Raw genomic sequence first — 22,393 nt, forward strand, 5'->3', positions numbered from 1 at the left:
TTTACTCCCCCCCCCACCCCCCAAATAAAAAAATATCTCCTCGGCGCCCGCTTTTTTTTTTAAAACCCCCCGGGGGGCGCCGCCCCCCCCACCCGGGCCCGGTCCAGGGCTCGGTCCCCGCTCCCCGATCCCCTCACGTCCCTTTCCCCGTACGCCCTAACTCCCCTTACGCCTTACGCCGCCTCGAAGCCGGCGTGGTCGGCGATCTTCTTCAGCTCGGCCAGCGCGTGCTTCTCGATCTGCCGGATCCGCTCCCGGGTGAGGCCGTGCTGCTTGCCCACCTCGGTGAGGGTGCGCTCGCGGCCGTCCTCCATCCCGTAGCGGGAGCGGATGATCGAGGCCGTGCGGTCGTCCAGCCGTCCGATCAGGTCGTCCAGCTCCTCGCGGCGGAGCATGACCATCACGGCGTCCTCGGGGGACGTCGCCCCGGTGTCCTCGACCAGGTCGCCGAACTGGGTCTCGCCCTCGTCGTCGACCGACATGTTCAGGCTGACCGGGTCGCGCGCCCAGTCCAGCACGTCCTTGATCCGGGCCTCGGTGGTGTCCAGCTCGGCCGCGATCTCGGCCGGCTCGGCCTCGCGGCCCAGCTCCTTGGACTTCTCGCGCTGCACCCGCCGGATCCGCCCCAGCTCCTCGACCAGGTGCACGGGCAGCCGGATGGTGCGGGACTGGTCGGCGATCGAGCGGGTGATCGCCTGCCGGATCCACCAGGTCGCGTAGGTGGAGAACTTGAAACCCTTGGCGTAGTCGAACTTCTCGACGGCCCGCACGAGGCCCGCGTTGCCCTCCTGGATGAGGTCCAGCAGCGGGAGGCCGCTGCGCGGGTACCGGCGGGCGACCGCCACCACGAGCCGGAGGTTGGAGCGGATGAAGACGTCCTTGGCGCGCTCGGCGTCGTCGGCTATCGCCTCCAGCTCCTCACGCGTGGCGCCCTCGGGGAGCCCGCCCTCCTCCAGCAGGTGCTGGGCGTACACACCGGCCTCGATCCGCAGCGAGAGCTCGACCTCCTCGGCGGCATCGAGCAGGGGCGTCCTGGCGATCTCGTCGAGGTACATGCCGACCAGGTCACGGTCGGCCTCAAGGTTGGTCGGGCGGGCCGCGCGAGTCCGGTCGGCCCTGTCGCGAACGACGGCACGGGTGGCCATGCTTGCTCCCTTTGCTGGTGTTGCCGAGGAATGCCTGCCTGCCCCGAGAGGGCAAGAATGCGGGCCCCGGGGGGCTCACACGTAACGATCCAACGAACAGATTCCGGACAACATTCCCAAGTTACTCAGATTCTTCCCCGCGATGCAGTATCCTGCCGGTTTTCACCCCGGTTCTGAACGCAGGGTGACCGGCCGGGCGCGTCGGGTGCGCGCGGCGCGACCATTTCGGAGCGGATATCCGGAGAACCCCCCGGGCGCCCCGCTCGTTCCCGCACGCCCCACTCTCCACCCGCTCCCGCACCCCTGCGCACGCAGATCCTCCGCACAAAAGATGCGGAATCGCTATCACCTGGGCGCCCGATCAGCACAGGACGCTGGGAAGGTGTCAGGCATGCACCTGACCAACAGCGCGACTGCCGCCACTGTGCGTCACCGCCGGGCCCTTCGGGGCACGGCGCTGGCGGTGGGCTGCGCCCTGCTGTTCGGCCTGCTGGCCGTCCTGGTGACCCGCCACTGGCAACCCCTCTACCGGTTCGACCACGGCTGGATCGCGGAGACGCACTCCTACGCCCGTGGGCACCGGGCCTGGACGGCCGCGGTGCAGACCCTCTCCGACATCGGCGGCACGGTCACGATGCGTGTCCTGCTGGCCATCGCGGCCTGCTGGCTCTGGCTGATCGGCGCCCGGGTGCTCGCCGGGTGGGCCGTCGCGCAGGCCCTGGTCGGGTGGGGCGCCCAGTGGGCGCTGAAGCTCGCCTTCGGCCGTCAGCGGCCGTCCTTCACCGACCCGGTCTCGCACGCGGGCGGGCCGGCCTTCCCCTCCGGGCACGCGATGGCCTCCGCGATCACCTGCGCGGTGCTGGTCGGGCTGTTCTGGCCCCGGGCCGGACGCTCCGGGCGGATCGCCGCCTGCGCGGTGGCGACCGCGGCCGTACTGACCGTCGGCTGGACCAGGATCGCGCTCGGCGTGCACTGGCCGAGCGACGTGCTGGGCGGCTGGCTGGCGGCCGGCTTCGTGCTGGGCGCCGTCACCGCGGCGGTCGAGCTCTGGCGCCCGGGCGCCCTGGCCCGCGACATCCGGCGGGTCAACTGGCGGACCAGGCCCAGGGTTCAGCGCGTCATCGCGCCCTCCTTCCGGCCCGCCCGCGGCGACCGTCCGGCCGACGGCGCCGATCACCCCGACGGGGCCGCCCTCTGACCGCCGTCCAGGGCCACGGCACTAGCGTGGCGGGCATGTCCCGTACCCAGGAAGCCCCCCACGAGTCCGCCGCCCACGCCCGTTACCCCGAGCGTCCGTTGCGGATCGCCACCGTCCAGGACCAGGCCGTCGCGGGCGACATCCCCGCCAACGCGGCCACCGCCGCCGGGCTCATCCGCGAGGCCGCCGCGGCCGGCGCCCGGCTGGTGCTGTTCGCGGAGAAGTTCCTCGCCGGCTACGAGCCCGGGCTGATCAGCGCCGATCCGCTCAAGTGCGCCGTCCAGCCCGGCGATCCGCGTCTCGCGCCGATCGCCGAGGCCTGCCGCGAGACCGGCACCGCCGCCGTGGTCGGCGCCGCCGCCCAGGACGGGCCGGACCTGCTCGTCTCCGCCTTCGTGTTCGGCCCGGACGGCACGATCGTCACCCGCTACGACAAGCAGCACCTCTTCAAGACCGAGCAGTCCTACTACCGCCCGGGGACGGTCGGTTGCAGCCTGGAGCTCGACGGCTGGCGGCTCGGTCTCGGCATCTGCTACGACTCCGGCTTCCCCGAGCACGCCCGCTCCGCCGCGCTGGACGGCTGCCACGCCTACCTGGTCGGCGCCCTGTTCAGCACGGGGCACGGCCACCACGAGTCCCGCACCTGGTTCCCGGCCCGCGCGCTCGACAACACCCTCTACACGGTGCTCGCCAACCACATCGGCGTCACCGGCGGCTGGCACACCTGCGGCGGCAGCGCGGTCTGGGGCCCGGACGGCCGCCTGATCGCCGAGGCCGGCGAGGACCGCCGCGAGATCGTCCTCGCCGACCTCGACCCCGCCGTCCTGCGCGGCGCCCGGGAGGCCGAGACCCTGCTCGCCGACCTGGCCGCCCACCCCACGCCCGCCGCCCGCGCCGGGCACGTCCTCGCCTGATCCCGCCTCAGCCGCGGGAGCCGCACGAGCGGCCCGGGAACGCCGAGAGGCCCCCGACCACACGGGTCGGGGGCCTCTCGCTGCTACGTGCCCCAGGCAGGATTCGAACCTGCGACACCGGCTTTAGGAGAGCCGTGCTCTATCCCCTGAGCTACTGAGGCGGGCCGTGTGGTCACAAGGCCGTCCACAGCGTACCGGATCAGGGGTGGGGGCGGTGGCGGTGGCGGATGGTACGGGCGCCGACGGGGTGTCAGGGTGGGGCAAGTAGCCTTCAAGGAACGTGTTCGAAGTTCGGCTTTCCGATCGAAGGTCCAGATGCGCCCTGCTGTGCACCCCCTCGGCCGACTCCTGCGGTCCGTGTGGCTGTGGCCGGCGGTGGTGATGCTCGGCCTGGGGCTGTTCCGGCTGGGGACGCCGGTGCTGTGGCGGGACGAGGTCGCGACGTGGACGGTGGCGACCCGCTCCCTGCCGGACCTGCTGCGCCTGCTCCAGCACGTGGACGCCAGCAACGGCGCGTACTACCTGCTCATGCACGCCTGGACGGCGGTGTTCGGGGACTCGGCGGTCTCGCTGCGGCTGCCGTCGGTGCTGGCGATGGCCGGGGCGGCGGCGTTCGTGGGGCTCGCCGCCGAGCGGCTGTTCGGCGGGCGGGTGACGGCGGTCGGGTCGGGGCTGCTGTTCTGCGCGGTGCCGCAGGTGTCGCGGTTCGCCCAGGAGGCGCGCGCCTACGCGTTGGTGACCTGCGCGATCGCGGCGGCGACCTGGTTCCTGCTGCGGGCGCTGGAGCGGCCCGGGTGGCGGCGGTGGGCGCCGTACTGCGTGGCGATGGCGGTGGCGGGGGTCCTGCACCTGGTCTCGTTCAGCACGGTGGCCGGGCAGGCCGCCGTGGTGCTGCTGCACCTGTGGCGCACCCGCGGGACGGCGGACCGGCGGCTGCTGTGGCAGTACCCGGCGGCGGTGCTGGTGGCGGCGCTGCCGCTGGTGCCGGTGGTGGTGCTGGGCGCCCGGCAGTCGGAGCGGCAGCTGGGCTGGATAGGGACGCCCACGCTGGACGCGCTGTGGCACTTCGGGGAGACCCTGGCCGGGGCGCCGGACGTGTTCATCGCCGTCGTCCTGCTGGCCGTCCCGGCCGTGGTGCTGCCGGGCCGGCGGGTGCAGGCGCTGCAGGCGCTGCTGCTGGCGGTGGTGCCGGTGGTGGGCGTCTGGCTGGTGTCGCAGGGCGGCACGTCGTACTTCGTCGACCGGTACCTGCTGTTCACCGTGCCCGCCTGGGCGGCGCTCGGCGGGGGCGGCGTCGCCGCGGTCTACAAGGCGCTGACGGGCCTCGCCCGGCGTGGCCCGCGGCGCAAGCGGCTGCGCGTGGCCGGGATGGCGCTGGCGCTGGCGCTGCTCGCGGTGCCCTCCTGGGCGGCGCTGCCGCGGCAGGCCACGGTGCGGTACGAGTCGGCACACGCGCACGAGCCGTTCCGCGCGGCCGCCGGGCTGATCGCCGCCGGCTACCGGCCCGGGGACGGGCTCGCCGTCCCGCTGGGCGACCAGAGCTGGGCGATGATCGGCCCCGGCGTCGCCTACTACCTGCCGGCGGACGTCCGCCCGTACCCGGTGTTCGTCGCGCAGGGCGCGGTCGAGGCGGCGGAGCTGTCGCCGACGGCGTGCGCCGTCCCGGCCGACTGCCTGGGGCGGGCCGACCGGATCTGGCTGGTCGTCCTCGGGCAGACCACGGACCCGCTCGCCGCGATGCTGCCGGACGACGCCCAGGCGCTGCGGGCCCGCTACGGCGCCCCCACCCGGGTGACGCCACTGGACGGTGCCACCCTGGCGCTGCTCGACCGCCGGGGCTGATCCGCGCCGACCCCGGATGCGGCCCGACCGGGCCCGGGCGACCATGGAGCCTCGTGACCGAGGAGGGCGCCCGTGACCGACCGGCCGAGCGGCCCGCCCGACGGGGTCGGCCACCGCGGTGGACGGACGGCGCGGCTCAGGGAGCGCGGCGCCGGGGCGGCCCGGTACGCGCGCGGCCTGCCCGACCGGGTGCCGCTGGTCGGCCGGGCGGTCCACCAGCTGGTCCGGGTGAACCTGCTGGACTGCGCCACCCGGCTCGCCGCACAGGCGTTCCTGAGCGCGCTGCCGGCGCTGTTCGTGGTGGCGGTGTTCACCCCGGTGTCCTTCCGCGACCACGTGCTGCGCGCACTGCGCAGCGAGCTGGGGATCCGCGGGGCGGCGGAGCAGTCGGTCGACCAGCTGCTGGCGAACGGGACGGGCGAGGCCGGCTTCGGCGTGCTCGGCGCACTGTTCACGCTGCTGTCGGCGACGGCGCTGAGCCGGGCGATCCAGCGGGTGTGCGAGCGCTGCTGGGAGCTGCCGCGGGCGGCGACCAGGCTGGCCGCCTGGCGCTGGCTGGTCTGGCTGCTGGTGTGGCTGGCCGCCCTGGTCTTCCAGGTGGCGCTGTGGGACGGCTTCGGGGCCGGCCGCTGGCTCGGGCTGCCGCTGACCTTCCTGGCCTCGACGGCGCTGTGGTGGTGGACGCAGTACCTGCTGCTGGGCGGCCGGGTGCGCTGGCCGCCTCTGCTGCCGGGCGCGCTGCTGTGCGGGGTGGCGGTGGTCGGCCTCCGCGTGGCCGGCCACGTCTACCTGCCGCGCGCGATGGCGCACAGCGTGGCGCGGTTCGGGACGTACGGGGTGGTGTTCACCGGCCTTTCCTGGCTGATCGCGAGCTTCACCGCGTACACGCTGGCGCTGGCGCTCGGGCGGGTACTGGCCGAGGAGGAACCCCTCGCGCGCCGGCTCGGGTCCGGAGCGGGTTGAGGGCCCGGAACGGGTTGAGGGCCCGGACGCGGTGAAGGCCCGGACGCGCTGAAGGGGGAGCCGGTGGGCCCGGCTCCCCCTTCACCTTCGTGTCCTACGGCGTGGACTCAGAGCATCCGGGTCAGCCGGGACTGGATGGACGGCGGGTTGAGGTCCGCCTGGAGGGCCACCCGCACCTCGCTCTTGCTGTCGCCGTCACCGACGCGCAGCGTGCCGATCTCGGTGCCCGCCGCGGCGTGGTGGTCGACCTTGCCGGCGTCCAGGGTCACGGTGCCGCCGATGCCGGGGAAGCCGGCCACGACGAGGTCCTTGGTCGCGACGACCGCGACCTTGCCGCCGAGCCCGTTGTCGACGTAGCCGACGACGTCGCCCTTCTTGACCACGGTCTGGCCGGTCACGCCGTTCTGCGCGGCCTGGATCTGCTTGCCGCTGACCTTCAGCACGGTCGGCAGGATGCCGTCACCGGGGTTGGGCGAGGTGGCCTGCTGGCCGAGGGTGACGCCGAGGATCAGCCGCTTCACGCCGCCGACCTCCTTGTAGGCGGCCCACATCAGGCAGCCGCCGGCCGGGGTGCTGGAGCCGGTCTTGACGCCGATGACGCCGGTCTTGGGGTTGATCAGGTTGTTGGTGTTGGGGATCTTCTGGTTGTTGAAGGTGGTGTCCGGGGTGGACACGATCTGCCGGAAGATCTCGTCCTGCATGACCTGCTCGGCCAGCTTCAGCTGGTCCTTCGCGGTGCTCTTGGTGTCCGCGTTGTAGCCCGCCGGGTCGGCGTAGGTGGTGTTGGCCATGCCGAACTTGGCCGCGGTCTCGTTCATCAGCTTGACGAACTCCGCCTCGGAGCCGGAGTGGAAACGGGCGAGCAGCCGGGCCACGTTGTTGGCCGAGGGGAGCATCAGCAGCTCCAGGGCCTGGTACTCGGTCAGCACCTGGTTCTCGGTGAGCGTCACCTTCGACTCGTCGACGTTGCCGGACTCCTGCGCGGCCTGCTTGTCGACGACGATCTTGGGGCCGCTCTCCCCCTTCTTCAGGGGGAACTTCTGCAGGATCAGGTAGGCGTTCATCACCTTGGTGACGCTCGCGATCGAGGCCGGCGTCTCCGGGCCGGAGCTGCCGAGGCTGCCGACGCCGACCACCTCGGCCGCGGACTGGCCCTTGGCCGGCCACGCGAGGTCGAGCGGGTCGCCCGGGAAGCTGTAGCTGCCGGCGGCGGACATCCGCACCTTCGCGTCCGGCAGCGGGCGCAGCAGCTGGGCCACGACCGCCGCGCCGAGCACCACGGCGAGGAAGACCGTCCAGATGGTGATCCGCTTGAGCGCGCGCCGCAGCGGGGAGACCGGGCGGGCGTTGAGGGCCGCCAGGACCTCCATCGCCTCGGCGGTGTTCTCCGGCGAGGGCAGCGGCTCGGGGACGGGCAGCGGCTCGGGCTTCGGCAGCGGCGGGACGGGCGGCACCGGCCGCGGGTCCGGCGCGGGCAGCGGTTCGGGCGCCGGGGCCGGGCCGGGCTCCGGGGCGGGGGCCGGCTTCGGCAGCGGCTCCGGGCCGGGCTGCGGCTCGGGCTCGGGCAGGGGGCCGGGGGCGGGCGGCTCGGGGACCGTGCCGGCGGCGGGGGCGGCCTTGAGCGGGGTGAGGCGCGGCTTCTCCAGCTTCTCGGACTTCACCCGGCCCGGGGACTTCTCGGCGGGGCCGGACTTACCGGACTTCTCGGCGTCCTCGGACTTCTCGGCGGGCTTCGGCTTCTCCGCAGAAGCAGCGGAAGCCGGCTTCTCCGGCTTGCTCAGCCGCACCGCCACGACCGGAGCGTCCGCCTCGGCGGCGTCCTCGACGGCCTCCTCCGCGTCGCCCTCTTCCATTTCTTCCACCGGAGCGTCGCCCTCGGGCGTGTCGTCCTCGGCGGCCGGCTCGGCGTCCTCCCCCGGCGCGTCGCCGTCGGCGGTGGCTTCGTCCGCCTCGCCCGCCTCGTCCGCCGGCTGCGCGACGGTCGTCCGCATGCCGAGACGCGGGTCGGCGCCCGCCGGCTTGCCGGACGGCTTCGCGTCCTCCTCCGGAGTGGCATCCGACACCTCGTCCGGTGCCTCGGGGGCATCGGCCTCGGAACTCCCGGCGCCGGACGGCTTCACGAGCTCGTCGGGCAGCCGCAGCGCGGTGGTGCGGTTGTCCACCGGCAGCCGCAGCATCGTGGTCTTGCTGTCCACATCCCGGACACGGAGCTGCACGGTCGAACCGCCCTTGCCCCCCGCCTTGCCCCCCGCCTTCGGCGCGTCGCCGGAAGCGGAGGCGGCAGCGGAGGCGGGAACCGGGGCCGAGGTGTCGGCCGGAGTGTCGGCGGAGGCGCCGTCAGCGGCCGTTCCGACGGCGGTCGATCCGGTCCGTTCGCGCTCCCGGTCCTGCCCGCTCCCGCCGTCCCGCAGCACCCTGTCGGGGGACTCGCCCACGTAACCCAGCCTCCTCAACGCCCGGCGGGGCACCGGCAGACCCGATTTCGGGAAGCCGACGCCCCGCCCCGTGTACCTGTACAGTCTCCGCCACCGACCGGCGACCGGCCGCGCACACCCCGCCCGACCGGCCCTTATTGCCGTCACACGGCGGTATCGCGGTTCGCTCATCGAACAGACGCCCGGCCCGCACCCCCTGGTTCCAGGCCTTCACCGCAAGGTCACGATTCGGAGGCGTACTCGACAAGCCCGTGTGAGAGGCGTCACCCTGTCTCTCATCCACGCGGGGAGGCTTGGATGGGCAAGAGCCGCAGAACTGTTCCCGAGGAACTCTTGCTGCTCGCTTTGGACCCGACCACGGGTACCACGGCGCAGCCGCAGACCCTCGACCTCGGACTCGCCGGGGCGCAGCTCGTCGAGCTGTCCCTGGCCGGACGGATCGTACCGGAGGGAGACCGGATCGCCGTCGTGCTCGCACGGCCGACCGGCGACCCGACCCTGGACCACGCACTGGAACTGCTGCGACGGCGCGGCAGTCCGGTCCGCGCGGCGCACTGGATCGGCGGGCCCCGGCTGGGGCTGCGCCAGACCTACCTGGCGCACCTGGAGCGCTGCGGCATGGTGACCGCCGTGCCGGGCCAGGTGTGCGGGGTGCTGCCGACGACGCGCTACCAGGCGTCCGACGACTGCACCAACGCCGCGATCAAGCAGCGGCTGGACACCGCGATCCGCACCGGTGTGCCACCGGACCCCCGGACGGCCGCGCTCGCCGCGCTGGCCCACTCCGTGGGGCTGGGCAAGCACCTGTACCCGGGCAACGAGGGCCGGTCCTCGCGGTCGCGGCTGCGCGACCTGATCCGGTACGACCCGCTCGGCGGGATGGTCGCGCACGCCGTGATGGACGTGCAGAACGGCCTGCCGGCACAGCAGAACCGCTCGGACCAGGGTTCGTCGGCGACGGGCACGGGCCGGTCCGCCGGCTCCTCCGGCGCCCGCGCGGCGGGCCGGGGCACCGGCGGCCGGGTGGCCGCCTCCCGGGTCGGCGTCCGCTGACGCCCGGTCCGGGGTCCGGGGGCGCACCCGGGCACGCCGGGCGGATCGTCCGGCGAGACGTCCGGCGTGAGGTCCGGCTTCACACCCGGCAGCGCGCGCCGCGGCGTTCGCGCCGTCCGTGAGCGCTGAACGACCCGACGCACCACCAGCGGTACCCGCACCACCAGCAGTACCAGGAGCGAGGAGGGGCGGTCGCCCGCGACGGAAGTCGCCCGGCGACCGCCCCTCTGCCGTCCCCGAGGGGCCCCCGGGTCGCCCGGGGACGTCCGGCGGAGCCTGCCGCAGCATGTGCCACCAGCACGTGCACCGCCGGGAGCCCACACGAATCAGCGCCGGTAGCAGTACCGGTTCGAGCCGCTGAGCCGCACTACCACCTGGGGGGCTTCGCTGTCTCACAGAAGCGCTTTTCCGATGATCAGTTCTATTGCGCTGCTGTGAATCCCCGGCGCCGACCTGGCCCAAGGTGTCATGCTGCTCCGAGTCAGGGGGGTTGGTCCCAATGTCCGAAGTGTTCCGAGGACTGCCGTTCCAACGATCACCAGAGGTCCGGCCGGAGGTCGACGTGTCCGCCAACATCAATCCCACCGTGCGCCGACGGCGCCTGGGCTCCGAGCTGCGCAAGCTCCGCGAGGGCCTCGGGATGACCGCGGAGGAGGTGGCCGGCCGGCTGATGGTCTCCCAGTCGAAGATCAGCCGACTGGAGAACGGCCGCCGCAGCATCAGCCAGCGGGACGTCCGCGACCTCTGCGACGTGTACAACGTGTCCGACGAACAGATGCGCAACAGCCTCATGGAGATGGCCAAGGAGTCCCGCCAGCGCGGCTGGTGGCACGACTTCAACGACATGCCGACGCCGTACAGCGTCTACATCGGCCTGGAGGCCGAGGCCTCCTCGATCCGCGCCTACGAGTCCTCCTTCGTCCCCGGACTGCTGCAGACCGAACAGTACGCCCAGGCCGTCGTCGAGGGCACCCAGCCGGACACCGACGCGCTCGCCGTCCAGCGCCGGGTGCAGGTGCGGATGAAGCGCCAGGACCGCGTCCACGGCGAGCACCAGCTGGGCAGCCTGTGGACCGTCATAGACGAGGCGGTGCTGCGCCGCGAGGTCGGCAGCCGCGAGGTGATGGCCCACCAGCTCAAGCACATGCTGGAGCTGAGCCAGCGGCCGAACATCACGATCCAGGTGATCCCGTTCGCCGCCGGTGCCCACCCCGGTATGACCGGGACATTCTCCCTGCTGGAGTTCCCCGAGTCAGCCGATTCCACGGTTGTCTACTTCGAAGGGGTGACGAGCGATCTTTACCTGGAGAAGGAGGCCGACGTGCGCCGCTATACCAGTCTCTACGACCACCTGAGGGCGGCGGCGCTCGGTGTGGCGGAAAGCCGGACACTGATAGCAGAGATTGAAGAGGGATTCCACCCATGAGCACCACCATCGAGAGCGGCGCACCCTGGCGGAAGAGCAGTCACAGCGGTGGCAACGGCGCCTGTGTGGAGATCGCCACGCCGGCCGCGGGGGCCGTCGCCGTCCGGGACTCCAAGGACCCGCACGGCCCACAACTGCGCTTTTCCGCCGAGGCCTGGAACGCGTTCGCCGCCGCCGCCGGAGCGGGGGCGTTCGGCCCGGGCGAATTCGGCGCAGGGCAGTTCGGCGCGGCCTGAACCCGGGCCGCTCTCGGCCCAGTTGCCCGTAGCGGTGCCCGTCGCCCCCTCGGCGGCGGACACGGCTACGGGCAACTGTGTTTCCCGGGGCCCGTCCACACCGGGACCGCTCAGCCCACCACCGGGTAGCGGGCCGTCCACGCGGCGCCCTCCGGGGTGTCCCGGCCGTGCAGCTCGGCGCCGTGCACGAGCTCCAGCACGAAGTCGTCGGCGAGTTCGAGGATCGCGCCGCGCCCCTCCAGCCCGGCCACCAGGCCCGGCGGCAGCGCGGTGTCGCCGTGCAGCACGCCGAGCAGGCTGCCGCAGATCGCGCCGGTGGAGTCGCTGTCCCCGGAGTGGTTGACGGCGAGCAGCACGCCCGACCGGACGTCGTGCGCGACCAGCGCGCAGTACACCCCGATCGCCAGCGCCTCCTCCGCGACCCAGCCCTCGCCCAGTGCCTCCACCCGGGCCGCGGACGGCTCGCCCGCCCGCACGGCGTCCAGCGCCGCCCGCAGCGCGGCCGTCGTCTCCTCGTGCCCCTGCCGCTCGGAGAGCAGCGCCAGGGCGAGGTGGACGCCCTCCTCCAGGGTGCCGCCGCGGGCGACGCTCTGGACGATCACCGCGAACGCGCCGGCCGCGAGGTAGCCCGTCGGGTGGCCGTGGGTGAGCACCGAGCACTCCACCGCGAGCTGGAACACCAGGCCCGGTTCCCAGGTCGTGAGCAGCCCGAACGGCGCCGCCCGCACGACCGTGCCGCAGGCCTTGGAGTGCGGGTTCTTCGGGTGCTCCAGGGTGCCCAGGCGCTCGCCGTCCGGCCCGCCGAGGGCGGTGAGACTGCCCTGGCCGGGGGCGCGCTGGGCGTACAGCCACTCCTCGCGGCCGAGCCAGCCGAGGTCGGGGCGGCGCTCGTCCGGGCCCCAGTCGCGCTGCGTCGCGGCCCAGCGCAGGTAGGCGAGGTGGAGGTCGGTGGGCGGGTGCCAGCTGCCGGTGTCGCGGCGGATGTGGGCGCGGATCAGGCCGTCGACGGTGAAGAGCGTCAGCTGGGTGTCGTCGGTGACCGCGCCGGTCCGCCCGTGGGCGGGGACGTAGCCGGTGACGCCGTGCGGGCCGTGCTGGGCGAGGATCTTGTCCAGCGCCTCGAACTCGACGGCGGCGCCCAGCGCGTCCCCGATCGCGCCGCCGAGCAGACAGCCCCGCACCCGGCTGCGGAAGTCCTGCTGCTGTGCGCGTGACCACAGTGGCATCACGACGGGTGCGCCTTTCGTCCGGAATCGGCGGGGGTACGGGGCGGCGCGACGCTCGGGCCGGTCGCGCGCCCTGGCACCTTATGCGAAGACCCGTGCGGCTCGACGGGTTCCATCGCACACCAGTCTTTCAACAAATTGTTGCTACGTATCCATCCCGGGGCCACGGACGACCACCCCGCGATGCCTACCGTGCCGGGCCATGACCACCTCCCGCACCCGCGCCGCCGCCGTGGCGGCCCTCACCGGCGCGCTCCTCCTCGGCACCCCGGCGCTGGCCTCCGCCGCCGCCCCCGCCGCCGGCGACGCCGCGAGGGGTCCGGCACACCGTGCGGGCGGTGTGCCGGACCCCTCGTCGCCGTGCGGAGCGCGTCAGTCCAGGACGGGCAGCAGCTCCGGCAGGTGGCCGTCCGAGGCGAGCGCGGCGGCCCGGCGCTCGGCGGGCACCTCGCCGTAGGTGGTGGTGCGCTGGCGGTGCGGACGGCCCGCGGCCTCGGCGATCGCCTGGAGGTCGCGCACCGACTTGTAACTCCCGTACGCCGAACCGGCCATGCGCGAGATGGTCTCCTCCATCAGCGTGCCGCCGAGGTCGTTGGCGCCCGAGCGCAGCATCTCGGCCGCGCCCTCGGCGCCCAGCTTGACCCAGCTGGTCTGGATGTTGGGGATGTGCGGGTGCAGCAGCAGCCGGGCCATCGCGACCACGGCGCGGTTGTCGCGGGCGGTGGGGCCGGGCCGGGCGATGCCGGCGAGGTAGACCGGCGCGTTGGTGTGGACGAACGGCAGGGTGACGAACTCCGTGAAGCCGCCACTGCTGTTGGATTCAAGCGAGCGTTGCTGGATCTCCGCGAGCAGCCGCAGGTGCCCGAGCCAGTGCGCCGGGGTGTCCACGTGCCCGTACATCATGGTGGACGAGGAGCGGATGCCCAGGTCGTGCGCGGTGGTGACGACCTCGACCCAGGTGGCGGCGGGCAGCTTGCCCTTGGTGAGCACCCAGCGGACCTCGTCGTCGAGGATCTCGGCGGCCGTGCCGGGGATGGTGTCGAGGCCGGCCTCCTTCGCCCGCTGGAGCCAGTCGCGGATCGAGAGGCCCGTCCTGGTGGCGCCGTTGACGACCTCCATCGGCGAGAAGGCGTGCACGTGGATGCCCGGCACGCGCTCCTTCACCGCGCGGGCGATGTCGAAGTAGGCGGTGCCGGGGAGGTCCGGGTGGATGCCGCCCTGCATGCAGACCTCGGTGGCGCCGACGTCCCAGGCCTGCGCGGCCCGGTCGGCTACCTGCTGGAGCGAGAGGGTGAAGGCGTCGGCGTCGGTGCGGCGCTGGGCGAAGGCGCAGAACCGGCAGCCGGTGTAGCAGACGTTGGTGAAGTTGATGTTCCGGGTGACACAGTAGGTGACGTCGTCGCCGACGGCGTCGCGGCGCACGTCGTCGGCGATCCGGCAGAGCGCGTCCAGGGCGGGGCCGTCGGCGTGGAACAGGGCGAGGGCCTGGTCGTCGGTGAGCCTCGCCGGGTCGTCGGCGGCGACCGCGAGCGCCTCGCGGAGGTCCCCGGCGAGCCGCTGCGGTGCGCCCTCGGCGAGCACCTGCTCGCGCAGGACCTCCCAGTCGCCGTAGACGTCCTCGAAGTCGGCCCGGCGGTCGCCGGTGCGGCCCTCGGTGTCGATGGTGGCGTGCAGGTCGGTCCGCCCGTACGACTCCGGGAGGTCCTCGGGCTCCTGCCAGGGCAGGCCGACGACCGGCGCGTGCGGGTTCGCGAGGCCGGTTGCCGGGTCGGCCAGGGCGCGCACGTGCGGCAGGACGCGCGGGTCCAGCCAGGGCTCGCCCCGCTGCACGTACTCGGGGTAGACGGCCAGGCGCTCGCGCAGTTCGAAGCCGGCCGCCGCGGAGCGCTCGGCGAGGCGCTCGATCTGCGGCCACGGGCGCTCGGGGTTGACGTGGTCGGGGGTGAGCGGGGAGACGCCGCCCCAGTCGTCGATGCCGGCCCCGATCAGCCGCTCGTACTCGCCGTCCACCAGGTTCGGCGGCGCCTGGAGGCACGCGGCCGGGCCCAGGACGTGCCGGGCGACGGCCACCGTGGCGACCAGCTCGTCGAGTTCGGCGTCGGGCATGCCGCGCATCGCGGTGTCCGGCTTGGCGCGGAAGTTCTGCAGGATCAGCTCCTGGATCCCGTGGTAGGCCCGGGAGACCTTGCGCAGCGCGAACAGCGACTCGGCGCGCTCCTCGTACGTCTCGCCGATGCCGATCAGCAGGCCGCTGGTGAAGGGGACGGAGCTGCGGCCCGCGTCCTCCAGGACCCGCAGCCGGACGGCGGGTTCCTTGTCCGGGGAACCGTGGTGCGGGCCGCCGGGCTCGCTCCACAGGCGGGTGGCGGTGGTCTCCAGCATCATGCCCATGGAGGCGGAGACGGGCTTGAGGCGCTGGAAGTCCGTCCAGCTCAGCACACCGGGGTTGAGGTGCGGGAGGAGGCCGGTCTCCTCCAGGATGCGGATGGACATCGCGCGGACGTAGGCGACGGTGTCGTCGTAGCCGTGCGCGTCGAGCCACTCGCGGGCCTCGGGCCAGCGGTCCTCGGGCTTGTCGCCGAGTGTGATCAGGGCTTCCTTGCAGCCGAGTTCGGCGCCGCGGCGGGCCACCGCGAGGACCTCGTCGGGGGACATGTACATCCCGTGCCCGGCCCGGCGCAGCTTGCCGGGGACGGTCACGAAGGTGCAGTAGTGGCACTTGTCGCGGCACAGCCGGGTGAGGGGGATGAAGACGCTCTTGGAGTAGGTGATGACGCCGGGGCGGCCGGCGGCCTCCAGGCCGGCGTCCCGCACCCGGGCGGCGCTCGCGCAGAGGTCCCGCAGGTCCTCGCCTCTGGCCTGGAGCAGCACGGCCGCCTCGGCGGCGTCGAGCGCGACGCCGTCCCGGGCGCGGCGCAGGGCGCGGCGCATGGCGTTGGCGGTGGGGGGCGGCGAGGTCGGGGAGTCGGTGCGGTCGGCGGCGGTTGCGTCCATGCGGCGACACTACGCCAGGAGTCGTACACCGGGAGGAGCCAACCCTGAGGACGTCTCAGGGTTGACGTACCCCGGCGGTTTACCCCGAAGTGGCCCCACAGGGCGATGACGCGCGCACGGGCCGGGCCTCTAATGGAAGGGCAAGGCAATCGGGCGGGTTCGCAGAGGAGTTGATGACGCCATGACGAATGAGACGGCGGCGGGGGAGAACGTGGACGGCGGCGCGCCGTACCGCTCACGGCGGCGCACCCTGATGCGCGCGGGCGTGCCGGTGGCGGTGGCCGCGGCGGTCGCCACGGGTATCGGGCTGGTGCCCGCACTGGCCGCCGACTCCCCGCCGGACCTCCCCTCGCTGACGGCGGAGCAGGTGGTGGCCAAGGCGCTCGCCTCGGACACCCAGGCGCTCTCCGGCACGGTCTCGCTCTCGACCGACCTCGGGGTGCCCAGCCAGCTGCTCGGGGCGGCGGCCGGCGGCCTCGGTGCCGCGGCCGGGCGCGGCGGCGGGCAGGGCGGCTCGTCGGCCGATCCGCAGGCCAAGCTGCTCGGTCTGCTGGGCGGCGACCAGACGCTGCGGATCGCGGTGGACGGGCCGGACCACCAGCGGCTCGACCTGCTGGAGAACATGGCCGGCTACACCCTGGTCCACAACGGCGACCAGGGCTGGGCCTGGGACAGCTCGACCAACCAGGCCGTGCACCTGACCGGTCAGGCCGCCAAGCACCAGGGCGCCGAGCACCCGAAGGCCCCGCTGGCCGGTGTGCCGACGACGCCGCAGGAGGCCGCCAGGCAGTTCCTGACGGAGAGCGCGAGCACCACGTCCGTCACCGTGGCCGGCACCGCCAAGGTGGCCGGGCAGAACGCCTACCAGCTGAGCGTCAAGCCGAAGCAGTCCGGCTCGACGATCTCCGAGGTCCGCATCGCGGTGGCCGCCGACAACGGCGTGCCGCTCGCGGTCAAGGTGCTGGGCACCGACGGCGGCGCCGTACTGGACGTGCGCTTCACCGACGTCTCCTTCGCGAAGCCGGCCGCCAAGACCTTCGACTTCACCGTGCCCAAGGGCGCCAAGGTGACGGAGCACAAGGCGGACGACAAGCAGGCGGGCGAGCAGGCGGGCGGGAAGGCGGACGCCGAGCGCGGCCCGGACGGCAAGAAGGAGGCCGGCGAGCAGGGCGGGACGAACGTGATCGGCGAGGGCTGGACCTCGGTGATCGCCGCGCACCTGCCGAGCGGTCCGGAGGGCACGCCGGCGAGCGGCGCGAACGGCGCGAACGGCGCGGGCGGCGCGAACGGCGCCAAGGACGGCAAGCACGGCGGCCACGCTTCGTTCCAGAACCCGGCGGCCCTGGCCAAGGCGCTCGGCAAGCCGGTCGCCGGCGGCACGCTGATCAGCACCAAGGTGCTCAACGTCCTGATCACCGACGACGGCCGGGTGTTCGCCGGCGCCGTCACGCAGTCCGTCCTGCAGAACGCGGCCGGGGTGAAGTAGGGGTGACGAAGACTCCCGTAACGGGGGACGTTACGGAGTCGGCCGGGGGCCGGGGCGCCGAGGCGCGCCCGGCCCCCGTTCCCGCTGCCGCCCCCGCCCCCACCCACTCCGACGACGTGATCCGCACGCGCGGGCTCACCAAGCGCTTCCGGGGCGGCCAGCTCGCCGTCGACGGCCTGGACCTGGCCGTCCCGCGCGGCTCGGTCTTCGGCTTCCTCGGCCCCAACGGCTCCGGCAAGACCACGACCATCCGCATGCTGATGGGCCTGATCGTCCCCACCTCCGGCGCGGCCACCGTGCTCGGCGAGCCGATGCCGCAGTCCGTCGCGACCGTGCTGCCCCGGGTGGGCGCGCTGATCGAGGGCCCCGCGCTGTACGGCTTCCTGTCCGGCCGCGACAACCTCGCCCGGTTCGACGCCGCCGACCCGACGGCCGACCCGCGCACCCGCGCCCGCCGCGTCGACGAGGCGCTGGAGCGGGTCGGGCTCACCGCGGCGGCGGGCAAGAAGGCCCGCGCGTACTCGCTCGGCATGAAGCAGCGGCTCGGCCTGGCCTCGGCGCTGCTCCAGCCGCGCGAACTGCTGGTGCTGGACGAGCCGACCAACGGCCTGGACCCGCAGGGCATGCGGGAGATCCGGACGCTGGTGCGGGAGGTCGCGGCGGAGGGCACCACGGTGTTCCTCTCCTCGCACCTGCTCGACGAGATCGAGCAGGTCTGCACGCACGCCGCGGTGATGTCCCGCGGCCGGCTGGTGGTGCAGGGCACCGTCGCCGAGCTGGCCGCCCGGGCCCAGGGCCGGCTGGTGGTGCGCACGCCGGACGCCGACCGGGCCGCCGAGGTGCTCGCGGCCCACCAGGTCGCCGACGTCGTGCGCGGCGAGGACCGGGTGGACGCCGAGCTCGCGGCCGTCGACGACTCGACGCTGCCGAAGCTGTGCGCGGCGCTGGTGGAGGCCGGCGTGCGGGTGCACGGGTTCGGCCTGGAACGGGGCACGTTGGAGGACGCCTTCGTGGCGCTGACCGGGGAGGGCTTCGATGTCGCGGGCTGAGGCGGTGGCGGTCGCGCCCGGAGGCGGGTCACGGGCCGCCGGGCGGCGGCCGCAGACGGCGTCCGGCTTCCTGGCGCTGTTCCGCAACGAGCTGCACCTGACCTTCCGCCGGATGCGGACCCTGGTGCTGCTGGCGATCCTGGCGGCGCTGCCGGTCCTGATCGGCGTGGTCATCAAGGTCAACACGGACGGCCCGCACGGGGACGGCGGTCCGAGCTTCATCGCGCAGACCACCCAGAACGGCCTGTTCCTGGTGTTCACCGCGCTCGCCGTGGCGCTGCCGGTCTTCCTGCCGATGACGGTCGGCGTCGTCGCCGGGGACTCGGTGGCCGGCGAGGCCGCCACCGGGACGCTGCGCTACCTGCTGGTCGCCCCGGCCGGGCGGACGCGGCTGCTGGCCGCCAAGTTCACCGCCGGGCTCGCCTTCTGCCTGGCGGCCACCGCGGCCGTCGCGCTGACGGCCCTGGCCACCGGCGCCGCGCTGTTCCCGCTCGGCAAGGTGACGCTGCTGTCCGGCGACACCATCGGCCTCGGCGAGGCCTTGCCGCGGGCGCTGCTGGTGGCCGCGGTGGTGGCGCTCTCGCTGGCCGGGCTGGTGGCGATCGGGCTGTTCGTCTCGACGCTCACCGGCAGCGGCATCGCGGCGATGGCCGCCACCGTGGTGCTGGTGATCACCGTCCAGATCCTGGACAACTTCCCGCAGCTGGACGCGATCCGGCCGTTCCTGTTCACCCACTACTGGCTGAGCTTCGCGGACCTGCTGCGCCAGCCGATGTACTGGGACAGCGTGCTGAAGAACCTCGCCCTGCAGGCCGGCTACGTCGCCGTGTTCGGCTCGGCGGCCTGGGCGCGGTTCTCCAGCCGGGACATCAGCGCCTGACCGCGTCTCCCAGGACGTGTCCTACCGGGTGGCCGCCGGGGCGGGGGCCGGTCGCGGCGTGCGTGCCGCGGCCGCCCGCTCCGCGCGGTCGGCCCGCACCCGGCGCAGCGCGTCCCAGGTGAGGACGGCCAGCGCCACCCAGACCAGGCCGAAGCCGGCCCAGCGCGCGGGCGGCATCGACTCGTGGAACACCGCGACGCCGATCAGGAACTGGAACACCGGCGCCAGGTACTGCAGCAGCCCGAGCATCGTCAGCGGCACCCGCACGGCCGCCGCGCCGAAGCACAGCAGCGGGATCGCGGTGATGACGCCGCTGAGCGCCAGCAGGCCGGAGTGGCCCCAGCCGTACGAGCCGGCCACCGCGTGGCCGAAGGTGCCGCGCCCGCTGACCTCCAGGTAGACCAGGTAGGCCAGGGCGAACGGGAACATGAAGGCGCTCTCCGCCGCCAGGCTCTCCACGCCGCTCAGCCCGACCGTCTTCTTCAGCAGGCCGTAGGTGGCGAAGGACAGCGCCAGGGTGAGCGCGATCCAGGGCAGCTGCCCGTACGCGACGGTGAGCACCGCGACCGCCGCCGCGCCGACGCCGACCGCCGTCCACTGCGCGACGCGCAGCCGCTCCTTGAGGACCAGGACGCCGAAGCCGATCGTCACGAGCGGGTTGATGAAGTAGCCGAGGCTGGTCTCGACGACGTGGCCGCTGTTGACCGCCCAGATGTAGACGCCCCAGTTGACCGTGATCACGGTGGCCGCGCCGGCCAGCATCGCGACCCGGCGGGGCTGGCGCAGCAGCGGGCGTATCCAGCCCCAGTGCCGCTGGAAGGCCAGCAGCCCCACGACCGCGACGAGGGACCAGACCATCCGGTTCGCCACGATCTCGTCGGCGGCGGCGGGCTCCAGCAGCGGCCAGAACAGCGGGAAGAGCCCCCAGATGCCGTAGGCCGCGGCTCCGTACCAGATGCCGTTGCCGCTCTCCTGCTTCGTTGTGTCCGGCATCTGCCGCCTGCCCTCCGCGCGCGCGTATGTCGAGGTGACGGTAGCGGGCGGGAGGGCGGGCTGTCATCTCCGTTTCCGGATTTTGGTCATGACAGCGCCCAAGGGGCGAGAACGCCCAGGTCAGGGCGGGTGCGGGTCACGCCTTGAGCGCCGCGCGGACGGACTCGGTGAGCGGAACGGTCGGGCGGCCGATCAGGCGGGCGAGGTCGCCCGGGGTGCCGGCCAGCTCGCCGCGCGCGATGCCGGCGTCGACGTCCACCAGCACCTCGGCGAAGCCCTCCGGCAGGCCCGCGCCGACCAGCACCCCGCGGTGCTCGGCCGGGGTCACGTCGCGGTGCGCGACCGGCTCGCCGGAGACCGCGGCCAGCTCGGCGGCCAGCTCGGGCAGGCTCCACGCGGTGTCGCCGCTCAGCTCGTAGACCCGGCCCTCGTGGCCCTCGCCGAGCAGGACGGCGACGGCCGCGTCCGCGTAGTCCTTGCGCGGGGCGGTGGCCACCCGGCCCTCGCCCGCGCTGCCGAGCACCACGCCGCGGGCGACCGTGCCGGCCGCGTCGCCCAGGTAGTTCTCGGTGTACCAGCCGTTGCGCAGCAGGACGGACGGCAGGCCGGACTCCGCGATCAGCTCCTCCGTCGCCCGGTGCTCGTCGACCAGCCGGAAGGTGGCCGCGCCCGGCGCGCTCGTGTAGGCGAGCAGCGCGACCCCGGCCGCCTTCGCGGCGTCGATCACGGCGCGGTGCTGCGGGATGCGGCGGCCGACCTCGCTGCCCGAGATCAGCAGCACCCGGTCGCCGGCCGCGAAGGCGCCGGCCAGGGTCCCGGGCTCGTCGTAGTCGACCACCCGGACGGCGACGCCGCGCGCGGCCAGGTCGGCCGCCTTCTCGGCGGAGCGGACGGCGACCGCGACCTCGCCCGCGGGGACGGCGGCCAGCAGGCCCTCGACGACGAGGCGGCCGAGCTGGCCGGTGGCACCGGTGACGACGTACATGGGAGTGCTCCTCAGGGATGCGGTGGTGTTGCCCTCGGAACTCACCCTAGGGACCGCACTAACCTTTCGAAAGTACGCACTTCAAAGTAGGGTACTGACGTGAAGGTAATCGAGAAGCTCCCCCCGGCCGACGTCTTCGACCGCATGTGCCCGTCCCGGGGCGTGCTGGAGCACGTCACCAGCCGCTGGGGCGTGCTCGTCCTGTGGGCGCTGCGCGAACGCGGCTACCGCTTCAGCGAGCTGCGCCGCCGGGTCACCGGGGTCAGCGAGAAGATGCTCGCCCAGACCCTCCAGACGCTGGAGCGCGACGGCTTCGTGCTCCGCGAGGCCCACCCGGTGATCCCGCCCCGGGTCGACTACAGCCTCACGCCGCTCGGGCACGAGGCCGCCGAGCTGGTCGCGGGGCTCGCGCTGTGGTCGGAGCGGCGGGTGCCCGAGGTGCTGGCCGCCCGCGAGGAGTACGACGGGCGGCCTACCGCTTCGTGACCAGCGCGGCCAGGCCGTCCAGCACGCGCGCGAGGCCGAACGCGTAGGCGTGGTCCGGGTCGTAGGCGCCGCCGTGCGCCGCGCCCGCGGCGGCGCCGACGCGGGCTGCCACCGGGTAGCGCTCGGCGTCGAAGACCCGGGCCAGCAGATCGGCGTTGGCGGCCCACCACTGCTCGTCCGTCATCGCGCTGTCCTGCTGCGCGGCCCGCTCGTCGGAGGCCATCCGGGCGCAGGTCTGGACGAAGCCGAGCACGTGGGTGAGCGCCGCGTCCAGGTCGACGTCCGGCAGGCCGGTGCCCTCGAACGCGCGCAGCTCGTACTCGTACTTGGCCATCAGGCCCGGGCCCAGCGGCGGGCGGCTGGTGGAGACGGCCGCGATCCACGGGTGGGCCCGGTGCAGCGCCCGGTTGTCGTCGGCGACGGCCGTCACGCGGGCGCGCCAGCCGTCGCCGGCGGGGGCGGTGCGGGGCACCGTCGCGTAGACGGTGTCGAGCATCAGGTCGAGCAGTTCGGCCTTGCCGGGCACGTACGTGTAGAGCGCCATCGGGGACAGGCCGAGCTCCTGCGCCATGCGCCGCATGGTGACCGCGTCCACGCCCTCGGCGTCGGCGAGCGCGACGGCCGCCGCCGCGATCTCGCCGGTCGAGCGGGCCTGCCGGGGGCCGCGCCGGCCGGGCTTCTCCTCGGCGGTCAGGCCCCAGAGGAGGGCGAGGGTGCGCGCCGGGTCTCCTGCGCTGGTGCGGTCGGTGGCCATGGGGGGATCCTTTCACGGCGCCCGCTTCGTTACGGTCTCACCATGACCAGCTCCCCCGATCCGCTGCCCGGGACGGACACCCCGGAGGCCGTCCGCCACCGCGTCACCTGCCGCCGCTGCCACCGGCCGCTGCACGACCCGGAGTCCCGCATCCTGCGGCTCGGCCCCGAGTGCCGCGACCCCGCCGAGCGCGTCCCGCGGCACGACGTCGACCAGGATCCGCTGCCGGGCGTCTAGGTTCTGTACGGCGGATCATCGTCGGAGCCAGAGTCGGATTGATGCGACGGTGACGGTGCCGTGGAAGACGTAGGCGCGCTTGTCGTATCTG

At 73.8% G+C, this 22,393-nt stretch carries 19 protein-coding genes and 1 tRNA gene; 12 read left to right on the forward strand and 8 right to left on the reverse strand.

Going from position 1 to position 22,393, the window contains the following annotated elements; all coding sequences use genetic code 11:
• Nucleotides 1-173: 173 nt before the first annotated feature.
• Entirely contained in the window at nucleotides 174-1,145 is a 972-nt protein-coding gene (locus ACFVU9_RS41905) for a sigma-70 family RNA polymerase sigma factor (RefSeq protein ID WP_380443808.1), read from the reverse strand.
• A 391-nt stretch (nucleotides 1,146-1,536) separates the two neighbouring features.
• Between ACFVU9_RS41905 and ACFVU9_RS41910 the strand changes: the two genes are divergently transcribed.
• Nucleotides 1,537-2,343 carry a phosphatase PAP2 family protein gene (locus tag ACFVU9_RS41910; RefSeq protein ID WP_380443806.1) on the forward strand — a complete coding sequence of 269 codons (807 nt, stop codon included), beginning with the start codon at nucleotides 1,537-1,539 and terminating at the stop codon, nucleotides 2,341-2,343.
• A gap of 35 nt (nucleotides 2,344-2,378) precedes the next feature.
• Nucleotides 2,379-3,257 (forward strand): carbon-nitrogen hydrolase family protein, encoded by an 879-nt coding sequence (locus ACFVU9_RS41915; protein WP_387602721.1) that lies wholly within the window; start codon nucleotides 2,379-2,381, stop codon nucleotides 3,255-3,257.
• An 88-nt stretch (nucleotides 3,258-3,345) separates the two neighbouring features.
• On the opposite strand, the gene ACFVU9_RS41920 is transcribed toward ACFVU9_RS41915, so the two are convergent.
• Nucleotides 3,346-3,418 (reverse strand) — tRNA-Arg (locus ACFVU9_RS41920).
• 154 nt (nucleotides 3,419-3,572) lie between these two features.
• Between ACFVU9_RS41920 and ACFVU9_RS41925 the strand changes: the two genes are divergently transcribed.
• Nucleotides 3,573-5,099 carry a glycosyltransferase family 39 protein gene (locus ACFVU9_RS41925; RefSeq protein ID WP_380501692.1) on the forward strand — a complete coding sequence of 509 codons (1,527 nt, stop codon included), beginning with the start codon at nucleotides 3,573-3,575 and terminating at the stop codon, nucleotides 5,097-5,099.
• A 72-nt stretch (nucleotides 5,100-5,171) separates the two neighbouring features.
• Entirely contained in the window at nucleotides 5,172-6,062 is an 891-nt protein-coding gene (locus tag ACFVU9_RS41930) for a YhjD/YihY/BrkB family envelope integrity protein (protein ID WP_387602724.1), read from the forward strand.
• 107 nt (nucleotides 6,063-6,169) lie between these two features.
• Here ACFVU9_RS41930 and ACFVU9_RS41935 read toward each other — a convergent pair whose 3' ends face one another.
• A complete protein-coding gene (locus ACFVU9_RS41935) occupies nucleotides 6,170-8,497 on the reverse strand; it encodes a hypothetical protein (RefSeq protein ID WP_387602727.1) in 2,328 nt (775 codons plus the stop codon).
• Nucleotides 8,498-8,794: 297 nt separating this feature from the next.
• Between ACFVU9_RS41935 and ACFVU9_RS41940 the strand changes: the two genes are divergently transcribed.
• From ACFVU9_RS41940 to ACFVU9_RS41950, 3 genes are all read left to right on the forward strand, one after another.
• Nucleotides 8,795-9,550, forward strand: a complete 756-nt coding sequence (locus tag ACFVU9_RS41940) for a GPP34 family phosphoprotein (protein ID WP_380443796.1) — start codon at nucleotides 8,795-8,797, stop codon at nucleotides 9,548-9,550.
• 562 nt (nucleotides 9,551-10,112) lie between these two features.
• Nucleotides 10,113-10,976, forward strand: a complete 864-nt coding sequence (locus tag ACFVU9_RS41945; RefSeq protein ID WP_380443794.1) for a helix-turn-helix domain-containing protein — start codon at nucleotides 10,113-10,115, stop codon at nucleotides 10,974-10,976.
• Nucleotides 10,973-11,212, forward strand: a complete 240-nt coding sequence (locus ACFVU9_RS41950; RefSeq protein WP_380497987.1) for a DUF397 domain-containing protein — start codon at nucleotides 10,973-10,975, stop codon at nucleotides 11,210-11,212. Before ACFVU9_RS41945 ends, ACFVU9_RS41950 begins: the two co-directional genes overlap by 4 nt.
• Nucleotides 11,213-11,322: 110 nt before the next feature.
• Here ACFVU9_RS41950 and ACFVU9_RS41955 read toward each other — a convergent pair whose 3' ends face one another.
• The gene (locus tag ACFVU9_RS41955; protein WP_380501698.1) at nucleotides 11,323-12,438 is read right to left on the reverse strand and encodes an ADP-ribosylglycohydrolase family protein; all 1,116 of its coding nucleotides are present in this window, start codon (nucleotides 12,436-12,438) and stop codon (nucleotides 11,323-11,325) included.
• Nucleotides 12,439-12,810: 372 nt separating this feature from the next.
• A complete protein-coding gene (locus ACFVU9_RS41960; protein ID WP_380501700.1) occupies nucleotides 12,811-15,432 on the reverse strand; it encodes a bifunctional FO biosynthesis protein CofGH in 2,622 nt (873 codons plus the stop codon).
• 181 nt (nucleotides 15,433-15,613) lie between these two features.
• Here ACFVU9_RS41960 and ACFVU9_RS41965 point away from each other — a divergent pair, with 181 nt between their 5' ends.
• The 3 genes from ACFVU9_RS41965 to ACFVU9_RS41975 all read left to right on the forward strand — a co-directional run bounded on the left by ACFVU9_RS41965 (nucleotide 15,614) and on the right by ACFVU9_RS41975 (nucleotide 18,847).
• Nucleotides 15,614-16,918, forward strand: coding sequence for an outer membrane lipoprotein carrier protein LolA (locus ACFVU9_RS41965; RefSeq protein ID WP_387602733.1), 1,305 nt, complete (start codon nucleotides 15,614-15,616; stop codon nucleotides 16,916-16,918).
• Nucleotides 16,919-17,034: 116 nt separating this feature from the next.
• A complete protein-coding gene (locus ACFVU9_RS41970) occupies nucleotides 17,035-17,967 on the forward strand; it encodes an ATP-binding cassette domain-containing protein (protein ID WP_380501704.1) in 933 nt (310 codons plus the stop codon).
• On the forward strand, nucleotides 17,954-18,847 hold the full coding sequence (locus ACFVU9_RS41975; RefSeq protein WP_380443785.1) for an ABC transporter permease: 894 nt from the start codon (nucleotides 17,954-17,956) through the stop codon (nucleotides 18,845-18,847). Before ACFVU9_RS41970 ends, ACFVU9_RS41975 begins: the two co-directional genes overlap by 14 nt.
• A 21-nt stretch (nucleotides 18,848-18,868) precedes the next feature.
• On the opposite strand, the gene rarD is transcribed toward ACFVU9_RS41975, so the two are convergent.
• Nucleotides 18,869-19,840, reverse strand: coding sequence for an EamA family transporter RarD (gene rarD, locus ACFVU9_RS41980; protein WP_380501706.1), 972 nt, complete (start codon nucleotides 19,838-19,840; stop codon nucleotides 18,869-18,871).
• A gap of 136 nt (nucleotides 19,841-19,976) precedes the next feature.
• The gene (locus ACFVU9_RS41985; RefSeq protein WP_387602738.1) at nucleotides 19,977-20,825 is read right to left on the reverse strand and encodes an SDR family oxidoreductase; all 849 of its coding nucleotides are present in this window, start codon (nucleotides 20,823-20,825) and stop codon (nucleotides 19,977-19,979) included.
• 144 nt (nucleotides 20,826-20,969) lie between these two features.
• On the opposite strand from ACFVU9_RS41985, the gene ACFVU9_RS41990 reads away from it, so the two are divergent.
• Nucleotides 20,970-21,311 carry a winged helix-turn-helix transcriptional regulator gene (locus ACFVU9_RS41990; RefSeq protein WP_380443842.1) on the forward strand — a complete coding sequence of 114 codons (342 nt, stop codon included), beginning with the start codon at nucleotides 20,970-20,972 and terminating at the stop codon, nucleotides 21,309-21,311.
• On the opposite strand, the gene ACFVU9_RS41995 is transcribed toward ACFVU9_RS41990, so the two are convergent.
• The gene (locus ACFVU9_RS41995) at nucleotides 21,298-22,065 is read right to left on the reverse strand and encodes a TetR/AcrR family transcriptional regulator C-terminal domain-containing protein (RefSeq protein WP_387602741.1); all 768 of its coding nucleotides are present in this window, start codon (nucleotides 22,063-22,065) and stop codon (nucleotides 21,298-21,300) included. The genes ACFVU9_RS41990 and ACFVU9_RS41995 overlap by 14 nt on opposite strands.
• 42 nt (nucleotides 22,066-22,107) lie before the next feature.
• Between ACFVU9_RS41995 and ACFVU9_RS42000 the strand changes: the two genes are divergently transcribed.
• Nucleotides 22,108-22,302 carry a DUF6011 domain-containing protein gene (locus ACFVU9_RS42000; RefSeq protein ID WP_329932154.1) on the forward strand — a complete coding sequence of 65 codons (195 nt, stop codon included), beginning with the start codon at nucleotides 22,108-22,110 and terminating at the stop codon, nucleotides 22,300-22,302.
• Nucleotides 22,303-22,393: the final 91 nt, after the last annotated feature.

This window comes from Kitasatospora sp. NPDC057936, assembly GCF_042887525.1.
Taxonomy (GTDB): Bacteria; Actinomycetota; Actinomycetes; order Streptomycetales; family Streptomycetaceae; genus Kitasatospora.